19 protein-coding genes and 1 pseudogene are annotated in these 21971 nt (G+C 62.6%); 12 read left to right on the forward strand and 8 right to left on the reverse strand.

Annotated elements, in window-relative coordinates; all coding sequences use genetic code 11:
• Window positions 1-21: 21 nt before the first annotated feature.
• Window positions 22-1065 carry an alpha/beta fold hydrolase gene (locus J4D28_RS28460; protein ID WP_103331745.1) on the reverse strand — a complete coding sequence of 348 codons (1044 nt, stop codon included), beginning with the start codon at window positions 1063-1065 and terminating at the stop codon, window positions 22-24.
• Between the two features lie 411 nt (window positions 1066-1476).
• Here J4D28_RS28460 and J4D28_RS28465 point away from each other — a divergent pair, with 411 nt between their 5' ends.
• The 6 genes from J4D28_RS28465 (at window position 1477) to J4D28_RS28490 (ending at window position 8205) form a co-directional block, all read left to right on the forward strand.
• A complete protein-coding gene (locus J4D28_RS28465; RefSeq protein WP_025809339.1) occupies window positions 1477-2493 on the forward strand; it encodes a TRAP transporter substrate-binding protein in 1017 nt (338 codons plus the stop codon).
• A gap of 37 nt (window positions 2494-2530) precedes the next feature.
• On the forward strand, window positions 2531-4471 hold the full coding sequence (locus J4D28_RS28470; protein WP_206425618.1) for a TRAP transporter large permease subunit: 1941 nt from the start codon (window positions 2531-2533) through the stop codon (window positions 4469-4471).
• An 8-nt stretch (window positions 4472-4479) separates the two neighbouring features.
• A complete protein-coding gene (locus J4D28_RS28475; protein WP_037005878.1) occupies window positions 4480-5532 on the forward strand; it encodes a LacI family DNA-binding transcriptional regulator in 1053 nt (350 codons plus the stop codon).
• Window positions 5533-5534: 2 nt separating this feature from the next.
• Window positions 5535-6539, forward strand: a complete 1005-nt coding sequence (locus J4D28_RS28480) for an NAD(P)-dependent oxidoreductase (protein ID WP_009048585.1) — start codon at window positions 5535-5537, stop codon at window positions 6537-6539.
• Between the two features lie 18 nt (window positions 6540-6557).
• Complete coding sequence (locus J4D28_RS28485) at window positions 6558-7367, forward strand: amidohydrolase family protein (RefSeq protein WP_016704546.1); 810 nt, start codon at window positions 6558-6560, stop codon at window positions 7365-7367.
• 142 nt (window positions 7368-7509) lie between these two features.
• Window positions 7510-8205, forward strand: coding sequence for a tRNA (adenine(22)-N(1))-methyltransferase TrmK (locus J4D28_RS28490; protein WP_101284119.1), 696 nt, complete (start codon window positions 7510-7512; stop codon window positions 8203-8205).
• Window positions 8206-8289: 84 nt separating this feature from the next.
• On the opposite strand, the gene J4D28_RS28495 is transcribed toward J4D28_RS28490, so the two are convergent.
• Window positions 8290-8679 carry a MerR family transcriptional regulator gene (locus tag J4D28_RS28495; RefSeq protein ID WP_038631920.1) on the reverse strand — a complete coding sequence of 130 codons (390 nt, stop codon included), beginning with the start codon at window positions 8677-8679 and terminating at the stop codon, window positions 8290-8292.
• 74 nt (window positions 8680-8753) lie between these two features.
• Between J4D28_RS28495 and J4D28_RS28500 the strand changes: the two genes are divergently transcribed.
• The gene (locus J4D28_RS28500; RefSeq protein ID WP_038631922.1) at window positions 8754-9833 is read left to right on the forward strand and encodes an SDR family oxidoreductase; all 1080 of its coding nucleotides are present in this window, start codon (window positions 8754-8756) and stop codon (window positions 9831-9833) included.
• A gap of 152 nt (window positions 9834-9985) precedes the next feature.
• A complete protein-coding gene (locus J4D28_RS28505) occupies window positions 9986-10885 on the forward strand; it encodes a DMT family transporter (protein WP_101282305.1) in 900 nt (299 codons plus the stop codon).
• 86 nt (window positions 10886-10971) lie between these two features.
• Here the strand turns inward: J4D28_RS28505 and J4D28_RS28510 are convergent, their stop codons facing one another.
• From J4D28_RS28510 to J4D28_RS30550, 5 genes and pseudogenes are all read right to left on the reverse strand, one after another.
• On the reverse strand, window positions 10972-11862 hold the full coding sequence (locus tag J4D28_RS28510; protein ID WP_103331746.1) for a DUF2950 domain-containing protein: 891 nt from the start codon (window positions 11860-11862) through the stop codon (window positions 10972-10974).
• 26 nt (window positions 11863-11888) lie between these two features.
• Window positions 11889-13331 (reverse strand): DUF3300 domain-containing protein, encoded by a 1443-nt coding sequence (locus J4D28_RS28515; protein ID WP_103331747.1) that lies wholly within the window; start codon window positions 13329-13331, stop codon window positions 11889-11891.
• 134 nt (window positions 13332-13465) lie between these two features.
• Complete coding sequence (locus J4D28_RS28520) at window positions 13466-14140, reverse strand: MarC family NAAT transporter (RefSeq protein ID WP_016704553.1); 675 nt, start codon at window positions 14138-14140, stop codon at window positions 13466-13468.
• Window positions 14141-14190: 50 nt separating this feature from the next.
• Window positions 14191-14766 carry a hypothetical protein gene (locus tag J4D28_RS28525; protein WP_103331748.1) on the reverse strand — a complete coding sequence of 192 codons (576 nt, stop codon included), beginning with the start codon at window positions 14764-14766 and terminating at the stop codon, window positions 14191-14193.
• 265 nt (window positions 14767-15031) lie between these two features.
• Window positions 15032-15276: pseudogene (locus tag J4D28_RS30550) on the reverse strand (adenylate kinase); the annotation flags it as partial.
• A gap of 117 nt (window positions 15277-15393) precedes the next feature.
• On the opposite strand from J4D28_RS30550, the gene J4D28_RS28530 reads away from it, so the two are divergent.
• Both J4D28_RS28530 and J4D28_RS28535 read left to right on the forward strand, forming a co-directional pair.
• Entirely contained in the window at window positions 15394-16479 is a 1086-nt protein-coding gene (locus J4D28_RS28530) for a DUF3616 domain-containing protein (protein ID WP_009048595.1), read from the forward strand.
• A 208-nt stretch (window positions 16480-16687) separates the two neighbouring features.
• On the forward strand, window positions 16688-16846 hold the full coding sequence (locus J4D28_RS28535; protein ID WP_009048596.1) for a DUF2986 domain-containing protein: 159 nt from the start codon (window positions 16688-16690) through the stop codon (window positions 16844-16846).
• A 75-nt stretch (window positions 16847-16921) separates the two neighbouring features.
• Here the strand turns inward: J4D28_RS28535 and J4D28_RS28540 are convergent, their stop codons facing one another.
• On the reverse strand, window positions 16922-19048 hold the full coding sequence (locus J4D28_RS28540; RefSeq protein WP_103331749.1) for a TonB-dependent receptor domain-containing protein: 2127 nt from the start codon (window positions 19046-19048) through the stop codon (window positions 16922-16924).
• A 300-nt stretch (window positions 19049-19348) separates the two neighbouring features.
• On the opposite strand from J4D28_RS28540, the gene J4D28_RS28545 reads away from it, so the two are divergent.
• A complete protein-coding gene (locus tag J4D28_RS28545) occupies window positions 19349-19831 on the forward strand; it encodes a cupin domain-containing protein (RefSeq protein WP_009048598.1) in 483 nt (160 codons plus the stop codon).
• A 361-nt stretch (window positions 19832-20192) separates the two neighbouring features.
• Complete coding sequence (locus J4D28_RS28550) at window positions 20193-21932, forward strand: SulP family inorganic anion transporter (protein ID WP_103331750.1); 1740 nt, start codon at window positions 20193-20195, stop codon at window positions 21930-21932.
• The last annotated feature ends 39 nt before the right edge of the window (window positions 21933-21971 follow it).

The raw sequence follows: 21971 nt of genomic DNA on the forward strand, positions 1-21971 counted from the left end.
CTGAGGACGGTCAGGCCAGCCTCAAAGACGATCCGCATCGATCACCGCCTGGGCGAACGCGCGCGGGTCTTCCTGCGGCAGGTTGTGGCCGATGCCGCCGCTGATCAGGCGGAACTGGTATTTGCCGGTGAAGCGCTTGGCGTAGTCCGCGGGGTTCGGGTGCGGCGCGCCGTTGGCATCGCCTTCCAGGGTGATGGTCGGCACGCCGATGGCCGGGGCCGTGGCCAGTTTCTGCTCCAGCGCGGCGTAGCGGCTTTCGCCTTGAACCAGCCCCAGGCGCCAGCGGTAGTTGAACACCGTGATGTCGACATGGTCGGGGTTGTCCAGGGCCTTGGCGCTGCGCTCGAAGGTGGCGTCGTCGAACTTCCATTGCGGCGAGGCCAGTTGCCAGATCAGCTTGGCGAAGTCGTGGGTGTTTTTCTCGTAGCCGGCGCGACCGCGCTCGGTGGCGAAATAGAACTGGTACCACCACTGCAATTCCGCCTTGGGCGGCAGCGGGTTCTGCCCGGCCGCCTGGTTGCCGATCAGGTAGCCGCTGACCGACACCAGCGCCTTGACCCGCTCCGGCCACAGCGCCGAGACGATGTCCGCCGAACGCGCGCCCCAGTCATAACCGCCGAGCACCGCTTGCTTGATCTTCAGCGCATCCATGAAGTCGATGACGTCGCTGGCCAATGCGGCTGGCTGGCCATTGCGCAGGGTTTTCGCCGACAGGAAACGGGTATCGCCGTAGCCGCGGGCATAGGGCATCAGCACCCGGTAACCCTTGGCCGCCAGCAGGGGTGCGACCTCGTCATAGCTGTGAATGTCGTACGGCCAGCCGTGCAGCAGAATCACCACCGGGCCATCGGCGGGGCCGGTTTCGGCGTAGGCCACGTCCAGCAGCCCGGCGTTGACATGCTTCAGCGGGCCGAACGGCGAGGGCGCGGCATAAGTGGTGCCGGCGCTGCCCGCGCCGGGTTGCGCCGCTGCGGGCGTCTGCGCCTGGGCCGTGCCGAGGAGGCCGAACAGGCTGAGGGCCAGGATCGACGCGCCGATGGTGTGGTTGCGCAGTGTCATCTTCATGCTGATCTCTCCATTGGATTGCAAGCCGTGGGGCGGGGGACCTGGCTGATCCCCTTCAACCTGGGTTGCATTTGACGGCCGCGACGTATCTGGCCTGTGTCCGGATCCCGGGGCGGATGCAAGCGCGTGTACCGGGGAGGGCGGTAGATACAGTGCGATACATGACGTAGCCCGCGAGTCCTCGCGGATAGCCGTGGCAGGGCACGAAGCCGTTCGTGTGTCCGGTCCGGCGACGGTTTTCGGCCGCGCCGTGGCCCCGTCGGACGCTTTGCTCAAAGGCAATGTCTGCTGCGTGGGCAAATTTCCATTGCCAGATCCGGGTCATTGGAGGTAGTTTGTAAAACGATTTAGTAAAACGTTTTACTAAGCTCGTGAAAATGTCGCAAAACAACAACAAAAGAGAACAGCCTCATGCCTCTGACCCGACGTCGCTTCGTGCAGTGTGCCGCCCTCAGTGCCGGCGCACTGGCCCTGCCTTCCATCGCCCGTGCCGCCCCTTCGGTATTGCGCTTGTCCTCGACCATGACGGCGGACGAGAACTCGGCGCACTACCTGTTCTACCAACGCCTGGCCGAGAACCTGAAACAGTCCGTGGGCGACCGCATCCGTATCGATTTTTTCCCCAACGGCCAACTCGGCAAAGAGGCCGATGTGGTGCAACAGGTGCGCCTGGGGTCGATCGACCTGATGGTCTCCGGGAGTTCGATCTGGGCCACGGCCCTGCCGGAACTGGCGCTGCTGGACCTGGGGTTCCTGTTCGACAGCTACGAGCATGTCGCCCGCTCCGTGGATGGCGGCGTCGGCGAGATCTACAACGGGCTGCTGCGCGAGCGCACCGGTTGCTCGGTCGTGGGCTGGGGCGCGCATTTCAGCGCGCGCAGCGTCTATACCAAGCCGCCGATCAAGGATCTCGAGAGCATCAGGAATACCAAGCTGCGGGTCCTGCCGACCCAGGCGTTCATCGAAACCTTCAAGCTGCTGGGCGCGATCCCGACCCCCATTGCCTTCAATGAGGTCTACACCGCCATCCAGACGGGGGTGGTGGAAGGCTTCGAACACGATGCCGCCAGCGTACTGGCCAACAAGCTCGACGAAGTGGTGAGCCACTGCTGGCAGACCGACCATTTGTTCAGCCCTTGCATTGCCGTGATCGGCAAGCGCGGGCTGGCGAAGATTCCCGCCGACCTGCAACCGGTGTTCATGGCGGCTGCCCGGGAGGCCAGCGTGTCCCAGCGCCGGGCGGCCGCGATCAAAGGCGCCGAAGCCATCGCCGCGCTGGGCAAGGGCGGCATGACCTTCTTCCCCATGGCTGACGCCGAGCGCGCCAGCGTCCGTACCCTCATGCGCGACAAGCTCTGGCTGCCATTCACCCGGACCACGCCATCCATGGCTTCGGTGCTGGGGCTTATCGACGCGGCCAGGGCGTGATCCAGGCCCGCCCCCATAACAAGAGGAGACAGACACCATGAGTTCATCCGACGCTCTCGCTGTCGCGGATCAAGTGGTAGAGGAACATCCCGGGCACACCCACGCAGCGGCCGCCATGGCCGACGACTGGGGCTTTGCCACAACACCGGGCAGTGGCAGCCTGCTGGCGCTGCTGTGTCGGTGGGTCGAACGCCTGTGCGCGGTGGTGCTGGCGTTGGACGTGGCGGTGGTGTTCGTCTCGGTGATCCTGCGTTATTTCGTGCATCACCCGGTGGACTGGGCCGAGGAAGTTGCCCGTGGCCTGATGGTCATGCTGGTGTTTCTCGGCGGCGCTACGGTGCTGGCCCGCAAGCAACATGTACAGGTGGACTTCTTCCGCGCGCTGTTGCCCGCCGGCTGGCAGCAGGCCGCGCAGCAGACCGGGGGCTGGTTGGTCGCGGGCACGGCGGCGGGGCTGGCGTTCTCGTCCTGGCTGTTGCTGGAAGACTCGGTCAACGTCGTGACTCCGATGGGCTTGCCGCAGTGGCTGAATGTGCTGCCGGTCTTCGTCGGCGCGCTGCTGATGACGGCGGTGGGCATTGCCAATGCCGTCAACGGCGCCACTGCCGTCACCTGGCTGACCTTGCTCGGCTGCCTGCTGGTCGGCGGCTCGGTGTATGCCTGGAACACCCTGGTCGAGGCTTACGCCCTGCAACCCTGGGGGCTGCTGGTCGGCGGCTTCTTCGGCGGCCTGCTGGCGGGGGTACCGATTGCCTTCGTCCTGGCCCTGTGCGCCTTGCTGTACTTCATCGGCGATCCGTCGCTGCCGATGGTGATCTACTCGCAGCAGGTCATGGCCGGGATGGATCACTTCGTGTTGCTGGCGATTCCGTTTTTCGTGCTGGCGGGGCTGCTGATGGAAGCCAACGGCATGTCCTCGCGCCTGATCGAACTGCTGGTGCGGCTCTTCGGCCGGGTACGGGGCTCGATGAACCTGATCGCTATCCTGGCCACGGCATTTTTCTCCGGCGTGTCGGGTTCGAAGCTGGCGGATATCGCCGCGGTAGGCGGGATCGTCGTGCCCGCCGTGCGCCGCACCCGACAGGACCCGGCGGAGACCGCGGCGGTCCTGGCGGCCTCCGGGGTGATGGCGGAAACCATCCCGCCGTGCATCAACATGATCATCATGGGCTTCGTCGCGAACATTTCGATCGGCGGCCTGTTCCTCGCCGGCATCGTGCCGGCGGCGATGCTCGCCCTGGGCCTGGCGACCCTGGCGGTGATCTTCGGACGCAAGGTCGACCCCGCCCTGGCCTTCCCCTCGCGCCGGCCGGTCGTGCGTCTGCTGGGGGGTGCGCTGGTGGCGCTGATCATGGTGACGATGATCGGCAAGGGCGTGACCTCCGGCGTGGCCACCTCCACCGAGGTGTCGGCGTTCGCGGTGGTCTACGCGCTACTGGTGGGCGGGCTGACTTTCCGCGAGCTGACGTTCAAAGGCATCGCCAGGCTGTTCGTGCGCTCGGCCTCGATGGCCGCGGGTATCCTGTTCATCATCGCCGCCGCCTCCAGCCTGGCGTTCGCCCTGACGATCCTGCAGATTCCGTCGATCATTTCCGACTTCATGCTGGCCTTGGCGCATGACTATGGCCCCGTGGCGTTTATGATCACCTCGGTGATCATCATGGTGGTGTTCGGCGCGGTGCTCGAAGGCGCGCCGGCGCTGATCATCTTCGGCCCGCTGCTGGTGCCGATCGCGGTGCAGGTGGGCGTCAGTCCTTTTCACTTCGGCACTGTCGCGGTGATCGCCATGGGCCTGGGGTTGTTCTCGCCGCCGTTCGGCCTGGGGCTGTTCGCCACCTGCGCGATGACCGGCACGCGGGTCGAGGAGGTTTCCCGGCGGATGGTCAAATACCTCTGCCTGCTGGCGGCGATGCTGATTCTGATTGTCCTGGTGCCATCGATTTCCCTGTGGCTGCCGCGCACTTTCAATATGGGTTAATGCAAAACATGACAACGATTCACGATGTGGCCGCTCTGGCGGGGGTTTCGGTCAGCTCTGTGTCCAATGTGCTCAACCAGCGCACCGACAAGCTCAGCGCCGACACCTTCGCTCGCGTCGAAGCGGCGATTCTCAAGCTCGGCTACCAGCCCAACCGGGTGGCGCGGCAGCTCAAGACTGGCCATACGCCGATGCTCGGCCTGCTGGTTCCGTCCACCGCCAACCCGATGTACGGGCAGATCGCCCTGAAGATCGAGGCCGCCGCCCGGGCGCAGTTTTCCTACCGGCTGCTGCTGGGCAACACCCATCGCGACAAGCAGCAGGAGGCCGGGATGTTCGATGACCTGCTGTCGTTCGGCGTGCGTTCGGTGATCGTGGTCTCGTCCCAGGACGACGAGCGTCACCTGGAGGCCGCGGTACAGCGTGGGCTGACGGTCGTCAGTTACGACCGGCAAACCACCGAGGACGGCGACTCGCGGGTGGACCATGTGTCGCCGGATAACTTCCAGGCGGGCTATATCGCCGCCGCGCACTTGATCGAACACGGTCATCGGCGCCTGGCGTTTCTGGTGCCCAGCGGCAAGACCATCAGCCGTACGGCGAAGATCGAGGGCTTTCGCGAGCGCGCCGCGCAGGAGGGCGCGCAGGTCAGCGCCACCGTCATCGAAGGCCCGGTGCTCGAGACGTTCGGCGATTCGGAGCTTGCCGACCTGGGATTCGCCATGGCGGCCGATCTGGCGGCGATGACGCCCAGGCCGACCGGTGTCGTCACCGTCAACGACATGCTCGCCATGGGCCTGATGTCCGGGCTCATCCAGGCGGGGCTGCGGGTGCCCGAGGACATCTCGGTGGTCGGCATGGACGGCCTGTCCATTGCCGCGTTCAGCAACCCCAGCCTGACGTCGGTGGCCATGCCGCTGACCGAGATGGCCGACATCATGGTCCAGCGCGCGGTCGAGCGTTCCCGCGACCCACAGCTGCCCGCCGTCAATCTGGTGTTCCAGCCAATGCTGATTTCCCGACATTCGGTGGCCCGGCCCGGCGCCGACAAGCGAGCGTGACCATGACTGAGATCTTCCTGACCCATGCCCCCGGCGTGCGCGCCAATTACTACGCCGAGCAGCCGCTCAGGCAGCTTCAGGCCCTGGGCAATGTCCGGCTCAACGATTCGCCCGATCCGCTGTCGCTGGAGCAACTGGTCGATCGGGCACAGGGCTGCTCGATCATTGTCGCCAGCCGCGAGGCGGCCGCGCCCGCCGAACTGTTCGAACGCCTGCCACAGCTTGCGGCGATCTGCCGGGTGGCGGTGGACATCCGCAACATCGATGTCGAAGCCGCCAGCCGTCACGGCGTGCTGGTCACCCATGCGACGCCGGGGTTCGACCGCTCGGTGAGCGAATGGGTGATCGGCGTGATGATCGACCTGGCGCGGGGCATCAGCCGCGCGGCCGCCGACTACTGGCAGGGCAGGGCGCCGCAGGTGCTCATGGGGCGGGAGTTGCGCGGGGCGACGCTGGGGATCATCGGTTACGGCTTCATTGGCAAATGCCTGGCCGACATTGCTCGGCTGCTGCAGATGCGCGTCTGGGTCAATGACCCGAATGCCCGAGTCGATGAGCCCGGCATCGAACAGGTGTCGTTCGAGCAGGCCGTCGGCGGCGCCGACTACGTGGTCTGCCTCGCGCCGGCGGTCGAGCGGACCTACAACCTGTTCGGGCGCGAGGCCTTTCGCGCGATGCGCCCCGGCGCGTTCTTCATCAATGCCTCGCGTGGGGAACTGGTGGACGACGCGGCCCTGCTCGAGGCGCTGGAGCAGGGGCTGATCGGCGGCTGTGCGCTGGATGTCGGGCGCGCGCCAGACCAGATGCCCGGGCCGCTGCTGGCCGCCCATCCCAAGGTCATTGCCAGCCCGCACATCGGTGGGCTGACACCCGAAGCCAGCGAGCATCAGGCCATGGACACCGTGCGCCAGGTCCAGGCCCTGCTCGCAGGACGAGTTCCGCAGGGGGCGGTGAACCTGGCGCGCGCTGACCGCGCCCGGGATGTATTCCGACTGCAATCCCACTAATCAGGAGTACCCGCGACTATGACCTTGCCCAGCCACGCCACCGACTGCCACGTGCACGTGTACGACCCTGCGCGCTTTGCGGCGCCATCGCCGGTCCCGACCGCGACCTGGAGCGACTACGCGCGGGTGCAACGGCAACTGGGCCTGCAGCGCGCGGTGCTGGTCCAGCCAGTGGGGTACGGCTTTGACAATGCCTGCCTGCTGGATGCGCTGGTCCAGGCCGGCCAGGCAGCGCGGGGCATCGCCGTGATCAAGGCCGAAACGCGCTGGAGCGAACTGTCCCGCCTGCATCAGCAAGGCGTGCGCGGCGTGCGTTTCATGATGGTGCCGGGGGCGGGCGGGGTGCTGCCCTGGGACGCGCTGGAAAGGATTTCCTGGCGTATTGCCGAACTCGGCTGGGTGATCAATCTGCAACTCGACGGCCGCGACCTGCCTGATTATCAGGAGCGTCTGCTGGCGTTGCCGAGCCGGCTGAGCATCGACCATGTGGGCAAGTTCCTCGAGCCGGTCCCCGTTGGCCATGCTGCCTTCAAGACCCTGTTGCGCTTGCTGGACGGCGGCAATACCTGGGTCAAGCTTTCCGCGCCTTACGAAACCTCCCGGGTCGGCGCGCCGCTGTACGAGGATGTCGGCGTACTGGCCCAGACGCTGATCAACAGCCACCCGGAACGTTGCCTGTGGGCAAGCAACTGGCCGCACCCGGGGCGCGACCCGAGGCCGAGCGACAGCGCCATGCTCGACCTGCTGTCCCACTGGGCCACGGACGGCACCTGGCGCCGGCGCATCCTGGCGGATAACCCGGCGGTCCTTTACGGCTTCGACGACTGAGGCGGCTAGCAAACGGTGCCCGGCAGGACGGCGCGAACCCTGGCCCTGGTCGCATAAATTTGAAATGCGCGGCATTGCCCGACAGAATCGCGCCCCGATCCGGCCACAGGCGCCGGACGTTCGTGGTGAAAAGGGGCGGCAGTTGAACCAACAGACATTGTCCATGCGCCTGGAGCGCGTGGCGGCGCATGTGCCAGCGGGTGCGCGCCTGGCCGATATCGGCTCGGATCACGGTTACCTGCCGGTGGCGTTGCTGCGCCGTGGCCTTATCGCCGCGGCGGTGGCCGGCGAGGTGGCGTTGACGCCGTTCCACGCGGCCCAGCGCAGCGTGCGCGAAAACGCCCTGGATTCGGCCATCAGCGTGCGCCTGGCCAACGGCCTGGCGGCGATCGAGCCGGGCGACGGAATCACGGCGATCAGCATTTGCGGCATGGGCGGCGAGACCATTCGCGACATCCTCGACAGCGGCAAGGCGCGCCTGAATGGTGACGAACGCCTGATCCTGCAACCCAACGGCGGCGAGCAACCCCTGCGCCAATGGCTGATGGAGCATGGCTACCGCATCCTCTGCGAGGAAGTGCTGCGGGAAAACCGCTTTTTCTACGAAATCATCGTCGCCGAGCGCGCCGGGCCGGTGAGCTACACCGCCGAGGAATTGTACTTCGGCCCACTGCAACTGCAGGCCCGCAGCCCGGCCTTCCTGGCCAAGTGGCAACGCATGCTGCGCCTGAAACAGAAGACCCTGGCCCACTTCGCCCGGGCACGGCAGGCCGTACCCGAGGAGAAGGTCCAGGACATCGCCCGGCAGACCCGGTGGATCAGCGAGTTGCTGGCTTGAGCGTGGTCCAGGATTTGCGTGAGGCGAGAGGGCTCTGAGTCAACCTGAAATTCGTAGAGACAGCGGATGCTTGAAACTGGAAGTTCAGTTGGAAGAGTTGTTCAGCTGCTGAAGCTCAAGTTGCCTGGCAGCACTGGCTTCGAGGTTTGCACGCTCTTCACCCAGATACCGATAAATGCCTTGGAGGTTGGCGATTTTCTGTTTGATTTCTGCCATCTTCTTTTCAATCAGCTTGGCGCCGTCAGCACAATCGATCAGCTTGTTCCGCTGCGCATCCAGAATCTCGCCTATTTCCCCCAGGGAAAACCCCATGCTCTGCGCACGCTGGATAAAGTCCAGATCCTGCAGAGTCTGCTCTGTGTAAACGCGATAGTTGTTAGTTTGCCGCAGCGGTGAGATCAGGCCGATTTGCTCGTAGTAACGCAGTGTATGGCGGCTGGCGCCGCTGCGGGCCTCGAGTTCGCCGATTTTCATGAAAACACCGCTTGACTGTAGAGTTTGGTCGATAGTTTACGCTTGATTTCTCACCTTAAACAAGGAACAGGGAAATGAGCGTGGAGTGCTTTGTCACGGGGGGTACCGGCTTCATCGGTCAACATCTGGTGGCGTACCTGAGTGCAAAAGGTCACACCATTCGGGTGTTGATGCGTCGCCCAGAGCGACTAGCTGCACTGCGGGAGCAAGTCGACAATTTGGGAGGGTGCGCAACCCGGGTATTTGCCGTAGCTGGCGATCTGGAACGGGACAACCTCGGGCTGAGTCTTGCTGACCGGGAAGTGCTAAGGCATGCCAGAGTCATATTCCACCTGGGCGCCCACTTCGCATGGGGGCTTTCAGTGGAGCATTCTCGTGCGGTGAATGTGGAAGGGGCAAAGCGCGTGGCGCGGTTGGCGGCTGAGCAAAAAAGCCGGTTAGTGATGATCGGCGGCTACATGCTGAAAAATCATGAACATCTGCTACGCATCGGAATTGATCCGCGTTATCCGGAGCTGACGAATTGGCCTGCCGTCTACCGACAGGTCGGTGGTTACGAGGGGAGCAAGCTGGAGGCGCATTTTGCGACCCTGGAGGTCATGTCCGCCAAGGGCGGGGAGATTACCGTTGTCCACCCCGCGACGGTCTGTGGCCACAGCCGCACGGGGCATATCCTTGACGGTCAGCCGCTGGTGGAGCTGATCCGCAACCTTGTGCAGGGAAAGCTGGCCGCAGTGCCCGGTACCGCCGAGCACTGGCTGCCACTGGTCACCGTGGATTACCTGGTTGAGCTGGTGGCGGTCTGTGCTTTTGATCCTGCCATGGCGGGCCAGGAACTGCTGGCGCTTGATGACCAGACTCCCAACTTGCGAGAACTGCTGGTACAGGCGGCACAACCTTTGGGCTTAAAGTCTCCCAAGCATTACATTCCACTCCGATTGCTGAAGTGGCTACTGAGTATTCCCCCCGTCGCGCGGCTTTTGAATACAAAACCCGAGGCCTTGGACTTTATCCAGACCACTCGTTTTGATACAGCGGCGGTCGAGCAATTTGCCAACAGGCATGGAATAGCCAAACCGGATATACGCCAGTCTTTGCAGCACACTGCAACGTTCGTCAACTCATATTGCCTAGCCAAGGGCCAGGCCCTCTGACTTCTTCCTTGGGGGCGACAAAGTCGTTAGTCCCGATTAAATGGACTTTCCTAAGGTAAGTGTTGGTGGGATCTTCGTATCCTCAAACTTTGCGCCGTCGATGTAGGGCGGCATTCTATCGAACGACCATTCAGCGACAGGGATCGTCATCAATGCAATCCACTTTCAGCAAAGGCGTCATATTTGCACTCTCCGCTGCGGCACTGAACGCAACGATCGGTGTACTCAGCAAAGTAGTCATGAGTAATGGTTTCACCGCCAGCAGTGTCGCTGTCATCAAGACCCTACTGGGTTGCGTGCTTCTCTCGATCCTACTGTTTTTCCTCAAGCGCCCGGCGGCGTCGACCCAATGGACTCAGGCGGCTATCTGCGCATTCCTTGGCATCTTTGTGCTGTTCTATTTCGAAACGTCCGCCTATCAACACTACGCTGCGGCAGGTGTGGTGGTGGTGCTGATGGCCAGTGCCTCAATTTCCTCGATCATTCTGGGGCGCATTTTCCTCAAGGATGCCATCACCGCGAACGCTACCGTTGGCGCCGCACTGGCTATCGCTGGGATCTCGGTGATCTTCGGCGGCGACCTGCAGCAGGGCTTTACCCTGCAAGGTGCTGCGCTCGCCTCCATGGCCGGCTGCGGCTATGGGGCCTTTTCGGTTGCCATGAAGCGTATGGGGGTGTCGGGGGGGCTGCACTTCACTCGACAATTGTTGTTCTTTGGCAGCCTGTACCTGCTGATGCCGGCGGCGGCCGACGGTTTCGCGATGGGCGAGTTGTCGCCGCTGGTGATCGCCGCGCTGCTGGCGCTGGCCACGCTGCCGACAATCCTGGGCTTCTTCTGCACCACCAAGGCCATCGAGTATCTCAAGCCATCCCAAGTGCAAGCGCTGGAGCTGACCGAGCCACTGTTCGCCGCGTTGCTGGCGTTTGTGGTGCTCAATGAAGTACCGCGCGAAAGCCTGTACGCGGGCGCGGCACTGATCATCGTCGGCCTGTGTTTCTCCAATGAACTCATCCGCTTGGGCAGCAAAGCATCCGTCTCTTCGACCGGTTGAATCCACAGCCGATTACCGCCTGTTGAAATGAGAGGCGAAGCATGCCCTCTACGACCCGCTGACGGGCGATTGAAGCCAGGCAAATGTTACGGCTTCTGATCCAGGGTGACCTCCTGCCAGCTGTCATCGGGATCGAACCGCTTCATCGACTGCGCCAATTTATAACCCTCGGGTCCCAGGTCTTTCTCGAACACTTGGCCCTCATGGCTGATCATGAAACTCATCACCCCGGTGTCCTCGTATTTCGCCGGCCAGGCGATGAGGGCAAAGCCACGGCTCATCTTGTCACCGATGAGGTAGCTGTAGGCGCCACCCGGTGCCGAGGGACCTTGTCCCTCGAGGATGCGGAAGTGGTAGCCATGCCAATCTTCATCGGCGATGGCATTGCCGAACAGCGGACCCAAGGGGCTGAGTTGACCGCTATCGTCATCCGCCCAATAGAGTCCGTCGTGCTTGCCGGGAGTGCTGAAGATTTTCTGCGCATATTCGAGGGCGCCGTCACCGTCATGATCCACTGATGCATAGTCCATCTGGGCGTCGTGATAGGTCAGCACCGATTGCACCGCGGCCAGTTCGTTGCTGCCGATTCGCCGTATACGGACTTCGGCGCTACCGGCCTTGATGTCGAAGCGCCAACCCTTTTCGGCTTTTACCAGGGGTATCGGCAGTGTCCAGTGGTCACTGCCGACCGACAGGACAGCGTTGCGGTCACTGGTTTTTTCGATGGAGTGTCGCTCGCGGTAGAGCTTCAAAAACGCATCCACGTCACTGCGCTGGACGCCACCTCGCGGGATGAAACTGCGCCAGTCTTCACCCAGCAGCTGCATCAGGCGTGCCTGATCGGCGTGTTGTGTGCCCAGGGCTTCGACGAACGCCTGAGCGGCCTGTTCCGGGGTTGGAAATGCCTGCTGTGCCATAGCCGTGCATGACCATGCCAGGCTGGCGCTGATCATCAGGATGCGAGGGAGCGAGCCCATGAATGCTTTCACTCGAGTAAGTGTGTTCAACGCCGGCCCCCCCCTCTTTGTCGCATGGGAGCACTGGCCGGCCTGCTGATCTGATGGCCGGCGGATCGCGCAGCACTGGGGCGCATGGCGGATGCCTGGCTGGTTCGACCACGGCTGGCCTGGGCGTTCGACTGGGACGGCGAGCGCGCGCCGGCAAAAGCGTTATTGCGTGCGCTGCCGGGGCTGGCGCTCGGGCGTTTTGGCGTTCCCTGGCGCGCTTGGGAGAATTCCTGGCGGCGCTGATTCGTCTGAGCGTTCTGTTGTCTGGGCTGCTGACTTTCCCGGATGTTTCCGCCAGTGCCTTGGCTCCTGTCAGAGGCTCTCGGTCTGTCTGCCCCGGCTTGCATGCGATTATCGACCTGCGCTCTGCGCGCTTGATCACGGGCCTGGAGGTTAGTGGTGGCCGGTCGTTCGATACCGTGCCTGTCCATTGAACTGCGGGCTTTTTCACGCGCCTGGGCGCGTTGGGCATTATCCCCTCGAAAGGCCTCACGCTGATTGGCACCGTCCAGTTGTCGACCGTACTGTTCACGGCTCCTGCTGTCTCGATAGGGAACGCCATCGCGATGAAGGGAGTTGTGCTGCCACTTGTTCTGGTTCCTGTTGATCTGGGTGTTGCGATTGATGTTGTTGTAGCGGTCGACGTCGATGTCGATGTCGTTGTTGTCCCAGTCACAGTCGCCCCACAGCGAGGCGACGATCGCCACGCCGGTCCCGAACGCCAGCCCGGCCATCAAGGCCGATCCGGGGTAATAGGCGGGGGGCGGTGGATAGTAGACGGGCGGCGAAGCAGGGTAGGCCCAGGTGCCATAGGTAGTGGTCGGATTGTACGTGGGGACGTAGACCACTTGCGGGTCGGCAGGCTCGATGACGATGGTAGTGGAGCTGTTGGCAGGGGCTTGGGCAGGGGCTGCCGGTGCAGCCTGAACCGTCACGTTCTGATATTGGTTGCTCTGCAGGTTGCCTGCTGCTTGCGCCTGATGCCGCAGGCGTTGCACGCCGTCCATGACATCGTCGGGTTGCGCCAGAAAGGCATCGCCCAGACGCTGTACCCAGACCGGGTCTTGTCCCAGCGTTGCCAGGACCTGTGGGAAGGCAACCAGCGCCTGTACGCTCGGGTCCCAGGTCTGGCTTGACACTTGTTTGACCGCATCATCGCCCTTGGCGCCCGGATGCGCTTTGGACCAGGTGACCGCCTCGGCGATTTCCCCGGGGTAGGTACTGGCCATCAATACCTGTGCCAACAGTGGATCCGGGTATAGCGCAATGGGAGCCAGCATCTGATCCAGCTGCTCTTGGGCGAACACGACATCTTTGGCCGGTGCCGTCAGGGGCGCTGTAGCCGCAGCGTTTGCAGGCGCATTCTGGGTTTGCGCCAGGCAAGAAAAACCACTTAGAACCAGTACAGCCGACACCGCGTAAAGTAATGAAATGCGCATCGCCCCACCTCATGTGGTCAGGCAGGCTTGAGAGGACTGGATCAATGTCAGGGAGTGAGAACGGCCGACCTCGATGACTCCGCTAAAGGGTAGCAGACACCCATGCTTTAGCCTCCCGCAGCGTGGAGATTGAATTATTGAGGGCGGGGTAAATGAAAATTATTGTCAATGATGGTTTGTACTATTTCTATCGACCCATTTATGGCGAACTGAGCCCCCATACATACGAGTAGAAAACCCATCAAACGTGATATTGCATCAATGCCTGACTCCCCTGTTAGTTTCATTATGGGGCCTGAACTGCGTAAGCAGATCCAGAGAATAATGGAAGTAAACAAGAAGATTAATGGAGGCGCGGTTAATAGAACCCAGGCTGGAAATAACGTGCTGTGTTTAATGGTCGCGGAGGAGCTGATAATCATCGCGATCGTTCCTGGCCCGGCAGTACTGGGCATGGCCAGCGGAATGAAGGCAAAACTGGCCTGTTCCTTTGCGCTGTTGACGACAGGAGAAACATGGACAGGCTGCGGGAAGAGCATCTTCAAGCCCATTATTATGAGAATACCACCGCCTGCCATGCGCAAGCCCGGAATGGAAATGTTAAAAGCGTCCATAACAAACTCACCTACGTAATAGGTAAGTGCCATGATAAGAAAGACATAAAGCGAAGTCGAAAGCGCCTGTTTGTTTTTTTCTTTTTGGCTAAGGCCTTTGCTCAGGGCAATAAATAAAGCCACTGTTGTAGGCGGATTGATCAGGGGTAGCAAGGCCAGTAGTCCCAGCGCTATAGCATTCAATAGTTCTGTCATATCCAAGCGTCCGGAGTAGCCTTCATCAAGGTCTCTGCTTGTCAGCCATATCAGCGCGAGGTTTTGACTTTCATTACCTCGGTGTAAATGGCGTTGATCGTCTGACCCACCTGGAGCTTCTTCATTCGGGCCTGAAGCTGTGGGTCCTCGACCTTCAGGACGGTCAGTTCGCCCTCTGGAGGTAGCAAGGTCACTTCATGCTTTTCCAAGTCAATGCGAGTGATCTTTGACGTGACCTTGACCTTGCGAACCGCCTCGCCACCTGGGTCAGGATTGTCCTGTGTGGCACGGATAGTCATTGATTCGTCGCTAACCCCTGGTGCAGCTTGGACATTCGTGTCGAGCACATAGGCGACTGAGCGAACAACGTGGATATCGATCTTGTCGCCGACCTTCAGGTTGCCCAGGGCCTTGGCTTTTTCCGTGAGCTGGATGGATACCGGGCTTTTGTTGGTGTCTTCTATGGTGACTTGATGATTCACCGGATCAACGGCCAGCACCCGCGTAATGATGTGACCTTCCAGGGAACGGCTACCCAACGGCACCTCGGCTGCATGGGCCGTAAAGCCGATAGCGGCCATGATTGAGGCAAGGGCAACAACGGCAAGGGAGGGCATCGGTTTCATGGGCCTGTTTTTCTGGTGTTGGCTGGTAGAACGGCGCTATGGATTACCGGTCGGAGCGGTTTGCACATTAGGTCAAAGCATAGTCATTGATTACCGAGATGCCCGGTCACAGTGTCGATTGGGTTGTTCACCTGTTTTGTCAGGTCTTCGATCAGCAGGTTGGAGTTGAACTTTCTGTCCTCGTCTTGAAGGCGTGTGGCAGTTCTTGGGCCGATTGCAGCTTGATGCGAAGGTCTGTAAACGACCCGAAGCAACATGATCGCATCACGGAGTGAAGGGGGTGCGCGGCCATATCTTCAACAATACTCGCCCCGTCAACGCGCAAAACCTGCGCTGTTTGCTCCGCTATCCACGCCTCGTGTCGCGCCCTGTGCGTCTGGAGAAATCCGGGTTGTCATATTGCGAAGCCCATTCGCGAAAGACCACGTGTATGTCATGTATATCGCCACCGGGTGCGATGCGATCGCCAAAGCGCGCCTTTTCACGTGCGGCCAGCTTCTCAAGGTGAACAACAGCGCTCTAGCGCCTGTGAAAAAACGTGCTAGACAATAATCTTGCTTGTCGTTGGCTAGCCACTAGCCTCGACAACAGCCTGTTCGCTTCACCCCGTCTGGCAGGAGAGTGCTCATGAGCGAACGAATCAATGTGGTGATACTGAGCTTTGCTCCGGCGTTTGCAGCGTTGCGCGATGGCCTTTCGGTCGCTCAGCGGATTGGCGACACACTGTGGGTGGCCAACGATGAAGCCACCAGCCTGGAGCGTCTGAAAATCCAGGGCGCTGCACCAGGCGGCGCGGTGATCTGCGCTGAGCACCAATCGTTCTCGCTCATGGAATACCTGGACCTGCCCATACCGGAGCCAGACGCCGAGATCGATATCGAGGGGTTGGCCTATGACGATGGTTACCTCTGGGTGGTGGGCTCCCATAGCCTCAAGCGCAGGAAGGCCGAGCCCGACAAGCCTGCGCAAAAGAACATCAAGCGGCTATCGACGGTAGAGGCAGACGGCAATCGCTTTTTGTTGGCCCGCATTCCGGTAGTACGGCAGAACGACAGCTATGAACTTGCCAGGGCGGTGGATGCCGATGGGCGTACGGCGGCGCAGCTGCGTGGCAACGCGCTTGGCAACGACTTGACCTGGGAAATTGCCAAAGACGATCAGTTACGGGACTTCCTGCCCATCCCGGGTAAAGACAACGGTTTCGATATCGAAGGGATGGCGGTCATTGGCTCGCGGCTGTTGTTGGGGTTGCGTGGGCCGGTCCTGCGCGGATGGGCCGTGCTGCTGGAGATCGAGCCTGAACTCAATGACGACCCCAGCGAAACCTTGGTGCTCAAGAAGATCGGGCCGCAGGGGCGCCGCTACCGCAAGCACTTCTTCGCGCTCAATGGCCTGGGGGTGCGAGACCTGTGCGTCAGCGGCGACGATCTGTTGATTCTGGCGGGGCCGACCATGGACCTGGACGGACCGGTAACGGTGTTCCGTTGGCGTGGCGGCTTCGCATCTGATGAGGAGCTTGTGGTCTTTGCGGAGCAATTGGAGAGGGTTCTGGAGGTGCCTTTCGGGCAAGGTGACGACCATGCCGAGGGTATGTGTCTGTTTGACGTGGCTGAGGAGGCCGGGGAAGGTCTGCTAATCGTTTACGACGCTGTCGCGCCGCGTCGTAAACAGGGCGATCTGAGTGTGGAAGGGGACCTGTTTATCCTGAAGTAGTCACGCATCTGGCCTGATCGGGCACTTCAATGGCAACCCAGGCGAGCTTATGGTTGCGGGCGCTATCACCGGCGGTTTGGTCGGCCGGCGCAAGGTGATGTCGAATAGCACTTACAAAAAGTTATTGCTGATGGGAGCCCAGGGGCTCCAAGGTCATGCACTCAGTAGCTGATATCATTCGAACACTTACCGGCCGAGCAGAAAAAACATGAACCGTCGCAAGAAAATCAACCAGCTACTGAAGGCTCACGCGAAAAAGGCCAGTGCCAAGCTGGCACCGCGAAAGCCCAAATACATCAGCAAGGCCGACCGCTTGAAGCTGGATGCCGAATCCACTCCAGAGTCCGTGGTTTCCTCCGAGAGCTGATACCGCTGCTTTCCCGGGTGGCTTCATGCTGCCCGCCAAACGGGATCGCCTGCTCACCTCTGGCCGTCCCAGGCCTTAACGCAGGCTCCACGACACCCCGACATACATCGCCATGCCTTCCCCCGGTGTGGATCGCGCCGCGTCCAGACCTTTGTCGTCGTAGCCCGGGGTAACGGTGGCGGCGTAGTGCTGGTCGGTCAGGTTGCGCAGGTCGAGCCAGGTCTGCCAGTCGCCCTTGGGTGCGTTGTAGCCCAGGGTGGCGCCAAACAGCGCATAGGGATCGGCGTAGTAACTGTTGGCGTAGTCCACCGCCACCTTGGACACCAGTTGCGTGTTGAGCGCGGCGAAGAAGCCCTGGGGCCAGTCGTAGCGCAACTCGCCCTGGTAGTAGTGCATCGGCAGGCCCGGCAGGCGGTTGTCGCCGAAGCGCTCATCGTCGCGGTAATGGAAGTCGCTGAAGGTGTAGCTCTGGCGCAGGCTCAACTGGCCGCCGTCGTCCCGCGACCACAGCTTGCTCTGCAGGCTGGCTTCCACGCCCTGGTGCACGGTGGGGCTGGCGTTGAGTTCGTAGGGCGTGGTGGCGTTGGCGTCCGGCAACACCGAGAGCAGTTCGTGGCGCACCTGGGCGTAGTACCAGGCCAGGCTCCATTGGCCGATGGCGCTGTCGCCACGGCCGCCGAGTTCCAGGGTGGTGGCGGTCTGGTTTTGCAACTTGATCGGGTCGCGCTGGGTGCCGGTGGCCGCGCCGCTGCCGGCCGGGAAGCGCAGGTTGGAGCTGTAGATCAGCGACCAGGGATGCGGCGCCTCGACCGAGCGGCTGAGGTTGCCGAACAGTTGCAGGTCGGGGGTCAGCTGGTAGCGCAGGCCCAGGCGCGGCGCATAGTCCCAGTCGCCGAGGCTGGTCTTGCCGCCGCCTTCGGGATAGGTCACGGCGCTTTCGCGGCGAGTGTAGATGGCGGCCAGGCCGGTGGTCAGCCACAGGTCGTCGGCGATCTCCAGGTCATTGCCGACATGCAGGACGCTGTCCGAACCCTGATAGGTGAAGTTGCGCATGTGGGTGCCCGGCGCGAAACCCGCGGTGTTGCCGCTGGGAATACGCACCCGCTCGCTGGCCCCTGAGTTGGGCAGGTGCTTGGTCACCCGCAGGCCCAGGGTGCTGTGGCTTTCCAGGCCCCAGAGGGTGTCGCGGCGCTTGTAGTCGAAGGTGCCGCTGACGTCGGTATAGGCCACCTTGAGGCGGTTGGGGCCTTCGCGCAGGTCCATGGGGTAGTCGTGGTAGACCAGGCCGGTCTGGAGGCTTGAATCGTCGTCGATGTACCAGGTGGTCTTGTTGCCGATAAAGGTGCTGCCCGGCTGGTCGCGGCTGTCGTTGCGTTTCACGTAGGCCGGGTTGGCCGCCCGTGGGTCGTGCTCGATGGAGCGCTGGGTGACCCGCCCGGCGAGGTCGTTGTCGGTCTGGCGATGGCGAAGGTAGAAGCGCGTTTCCAGGTTCGGGTTGAAGCGATAGCCGAAGTTGGCGATGACCCCCTGGCTCTTGCTGGCGCTGTGGTCCTGGTAGCCATCGGAGCGCGCGTCGGTCAGCGCCAGGTAGTAGTCGAAGTCGCCCAGCACCTGCCCGGAACTGACCTGGCGCTGCTGATAGCCGTGGCTGCCCGTGGCGTAGCGCACCTGCAACTTCGGGGTGTCGTAGCCGGTGTGGCTGATGTAGTCGATGGCGCCGCCCAGGGCCAGGGCGCCGCGGTCGAAACCGTTGGCGCCGCGCAGCACTTCCACGCGGTCGAGCCACAGCGGCTCCAGCAACTCATAGGGCGTGCCGCCGGGGCCGGTCAGCGGCAGGCCGTCGAGCATGGTGTACAGCCCCGAGGCATGGGCGCCCGGCGCGCGATTGATGCCCGAGCCGCGGATCGAGATCTTCACCCCCTCGTTGCCCGCGGACTGGGCATAGACCCCCGGCTGGTACGCCAGCACATCCTGATTGCTGGCCACCCGGCCCTGCAGCGGCCGGCGCAGGTCCACCACATTGCTGCCGCCGGGCACCTGGGCCAGCCGCGCCTTGGCTTCCTCGATCGATGCGTCTTCGCCGCTGCGCTCCTCGGCGCCGATCAGCACTTGTCCCAGCTCCAGGCCCTGGGCTTCGGCCAGGGCCGGACAGACAAGGGCCAGGCCCAGCAAGGCAGAGGGCAGGGGACGGGGCGAAGGCATCGGGGGGAACTCCAGGCATGGGGGAACGGGCAGTGAGAACTGCGACGTATGAAAGAACGAAGGAAACACATGGCAATTTGGCTTGTTTGCCAGGTCGACGGACCTCGGCCGATTGGCCGGCGGTTGCCTGTGCGGCAATACCCGTGCGCTATCAAGGCTGTTCGCAATGGATATATCCGCGCATCGGCGTTCGGCTATCGTCACCCTATATGACTCGATCGCGCAGCCGCTGTGCTTTTGCGTTGATGCTCTGTTGGCCGCTGCGATTCACCCACCGCTCTCAAACGCGAGGACATCACGATGAGCGCCCACAAAGCTGTCGCTGTTTCACTGGCCCTGCTCGGCGCGGCCTTCCTGGCCTCTGCCGCTCTGGCCGAGGGCACAGGGTTGATTGCTGCCACCCCCGCCGAACTGAAATGGACACCCGCGCCCTCGGTAGGGCCCGGGGTGATGATTTCGGTGATCGAAGGCGACCTGAAAAAGCCAGAGCCCTTCACCATGCGCCTGATGCTGCCGGCCAACACGAAAGTCGGGGTGCATACCCACCCTGTGACCGAACGTGTCACCGTGATCTCGGGCACCTTCTACTTCGCCACCGGCGACACCTTCGACGCGGCCAAGGCCAAGGCCTATCACCCGGGCGACACCCTGATCATTCCCGTCGGTACACCGATGTACGCCGCCACTCAAAAACAGGAAACCGTGCTCCAGCTCCACGGCACGGGGCCCTGGGGGATCACCTACCTCAACCCGGCGGACGACCCCAGGAGCAGCAAGCAGTAGCGAGCAGAGCCTGGCGGTGCATCCATCGGGCCTGACCTCGTTAACGCGGTGGTCACCTGGAAAAGGGGAACCGGGTTTGCACCCGGCCAGGGTGAGCATTGGCTGAATTGGCTGGCGACTACCGGGCCAATACCGCGGGAGGACATTGGTTGCCAGCCGTGCTGTCGTTTGGGGGGAGGGCCGGCGACGGAGGACCGGCCGCAGTCTGTCACGGCGTCTGCCAAATCAGAGGACGCTCGATCCGCCGATATTTTTTTGAAAAGCCTGCAAAGAAAAACCGACTCTGCTTATCTCTCATCCAGGGCACGAGCTTTCGCGCCCGCCATACCCCTCGTCAAAGCCCCTGATCAAAGGTACCTCCATGCTGCTCGCCCGTTGGCTGCCAGGCTTGGCCAATCTCCTGCAATACCGCCGCGAATGGTTCAGGTACGACCTGCAGGCCGGGTTGTCGGTGGCGGCCGTGCAGATCCCGATTGCCATCGCCTACGCCCAGATCGTCGGGCTGCCGCCGCAGTACGGCTTGTATGCCTGCGTGTTGCCGATGATGGTCTATGCCCTGGTGGGCAGTTCGCGGCAGTTGATGGTCGGGCCGGATGCGGCCACCTGCGCCATGGTCGCCGGGGCGATCGCGCCCCTGGCGCTGGGCGATCCCGAGCGTCTGGCGCAACTGGCCGTGATTGTCACGGTGCTGGTCGGCCTGATGCTGATCGGCGCCGGCATCGCCCGGGCGGGGTTCATTGCCAGTTTTTTCTCGCGGCCCATCCTGATCGGCTATCTGAACGGCATCGGCTTGAGCCTGCTGGCCGGGCAACTGGGCAAGGTGCTGGGCTACAAAATCGAAGGCGAGGGTTTCATTCTCAGCCTGCTGAACATGCTGCAGCGGCTTGGCGAAACCCATTGGCCGACCCTGGCCATCGGCGCGGGCGCCCTGGCGCTGCTGATCTGGCTGCCGCGGCGCTTTGCGAGGTTGCCGGCGGCGCTGGTGACGGTGGCCATTGCCACCCTGTGCGTCGGCTTTCTGCGCCTGGACAGCTACGGCGTCTCCGTACTGGGCCCGATCCCTTCGGGCATGCCGCAGTTGAGCTGGCCGCAGACCAACCAGGCCGAACTGAAAAGCCTGCTGCGCGATGCGCTGGGTATCGCCACGGTGAGTTTTTGCAGTGCGATGCTGACGGCCCGCAGCTTCGCCGCCAGGAACGGCTACACGGTCAATGCCAACCATGAGTTCCTGGCGCTGGGCGTGTCCAATATCGCCGCCGGGGTCTCCAGTGGCTTCGCCATCAGCGGCGCCGATTCGCGCACCGCGGTCAACAGCATGGTGGGGGGCAAGAGCCAGTTGGTGGGGATTATCGCTGCCCTGGTGATTGCCCTGATCCTGCTGTTCTTCACCGCGCCCATGGCCTGGATCCCCCAGGCGGCGCTGGGGGCGGTGCTGTTGATGGCGGGCTGGGGGCTGATCGACATCCAGGCGATGCGGGTCATCCGCAAGCTCAGCCGTTTCGAGTTCTGGCTGTGTGTGCTGACCACCCTGGGGGTGATTGGCGTGGGGGTGCTGCCGGGCATCATCGTCGCGGTGCTGCTGGCGATCCTGCGGCTGCTCAAAAGCATCTACCAGCCCACCGATGCGGTGCTGGGCTGGGTACGCGGGATCGAAGGCCAGGTCGATATCAGCCAATACCCGCAGGCGCGCACGCTGGCGGGGCTGGTGGTGTACCGCTTCGATGACGCGATCCTGTTTTTCAACGCCGACTACTTCAAGGCGCGCCTGCTGGAGGCGGTCGAGCGCGAGCCCGATCCCCGTGCCGTGCTGTTCGTCGCCGAGGCGGTGACCTCGATCGACGTCAGCGGCATCGTGGCCCTCAGGGAGGTGCGCGACACCCTGCTGGCCCGCGGTATCGTCCTGGGCATTGCCCGGCCGCACGGGACATTCCTGCGGATGCTGGTGCGTTCGGGCCTGGCGCGCGAGCTGGAGCAGAAATTGTTGTTTTCCTCGGTACGCGCTGGCATTCGTGCTTATCGAGTCTGGCGCAATCAGCTGCAGCGTGAGGCGCCGAAAGAACCAGGCCGGGCCGGCGCCGCGCAACAGCCGTCCCATGACTGAACGCGGCCTTGGCCAGCCACCAGCAATGCTTGACCCAAG

It is taken from the genome of Pseudomonas sp. GW531-T4, from assembly GCF_017349615.1.
Classification (GTDB): Bacteria; Pseudomonadota; Gammaproteobacteria; order Pseudomonadales; family Pseudomonadaceae; genus Aquipseudomonas; species Aquipseudomonas chlororaphis_I.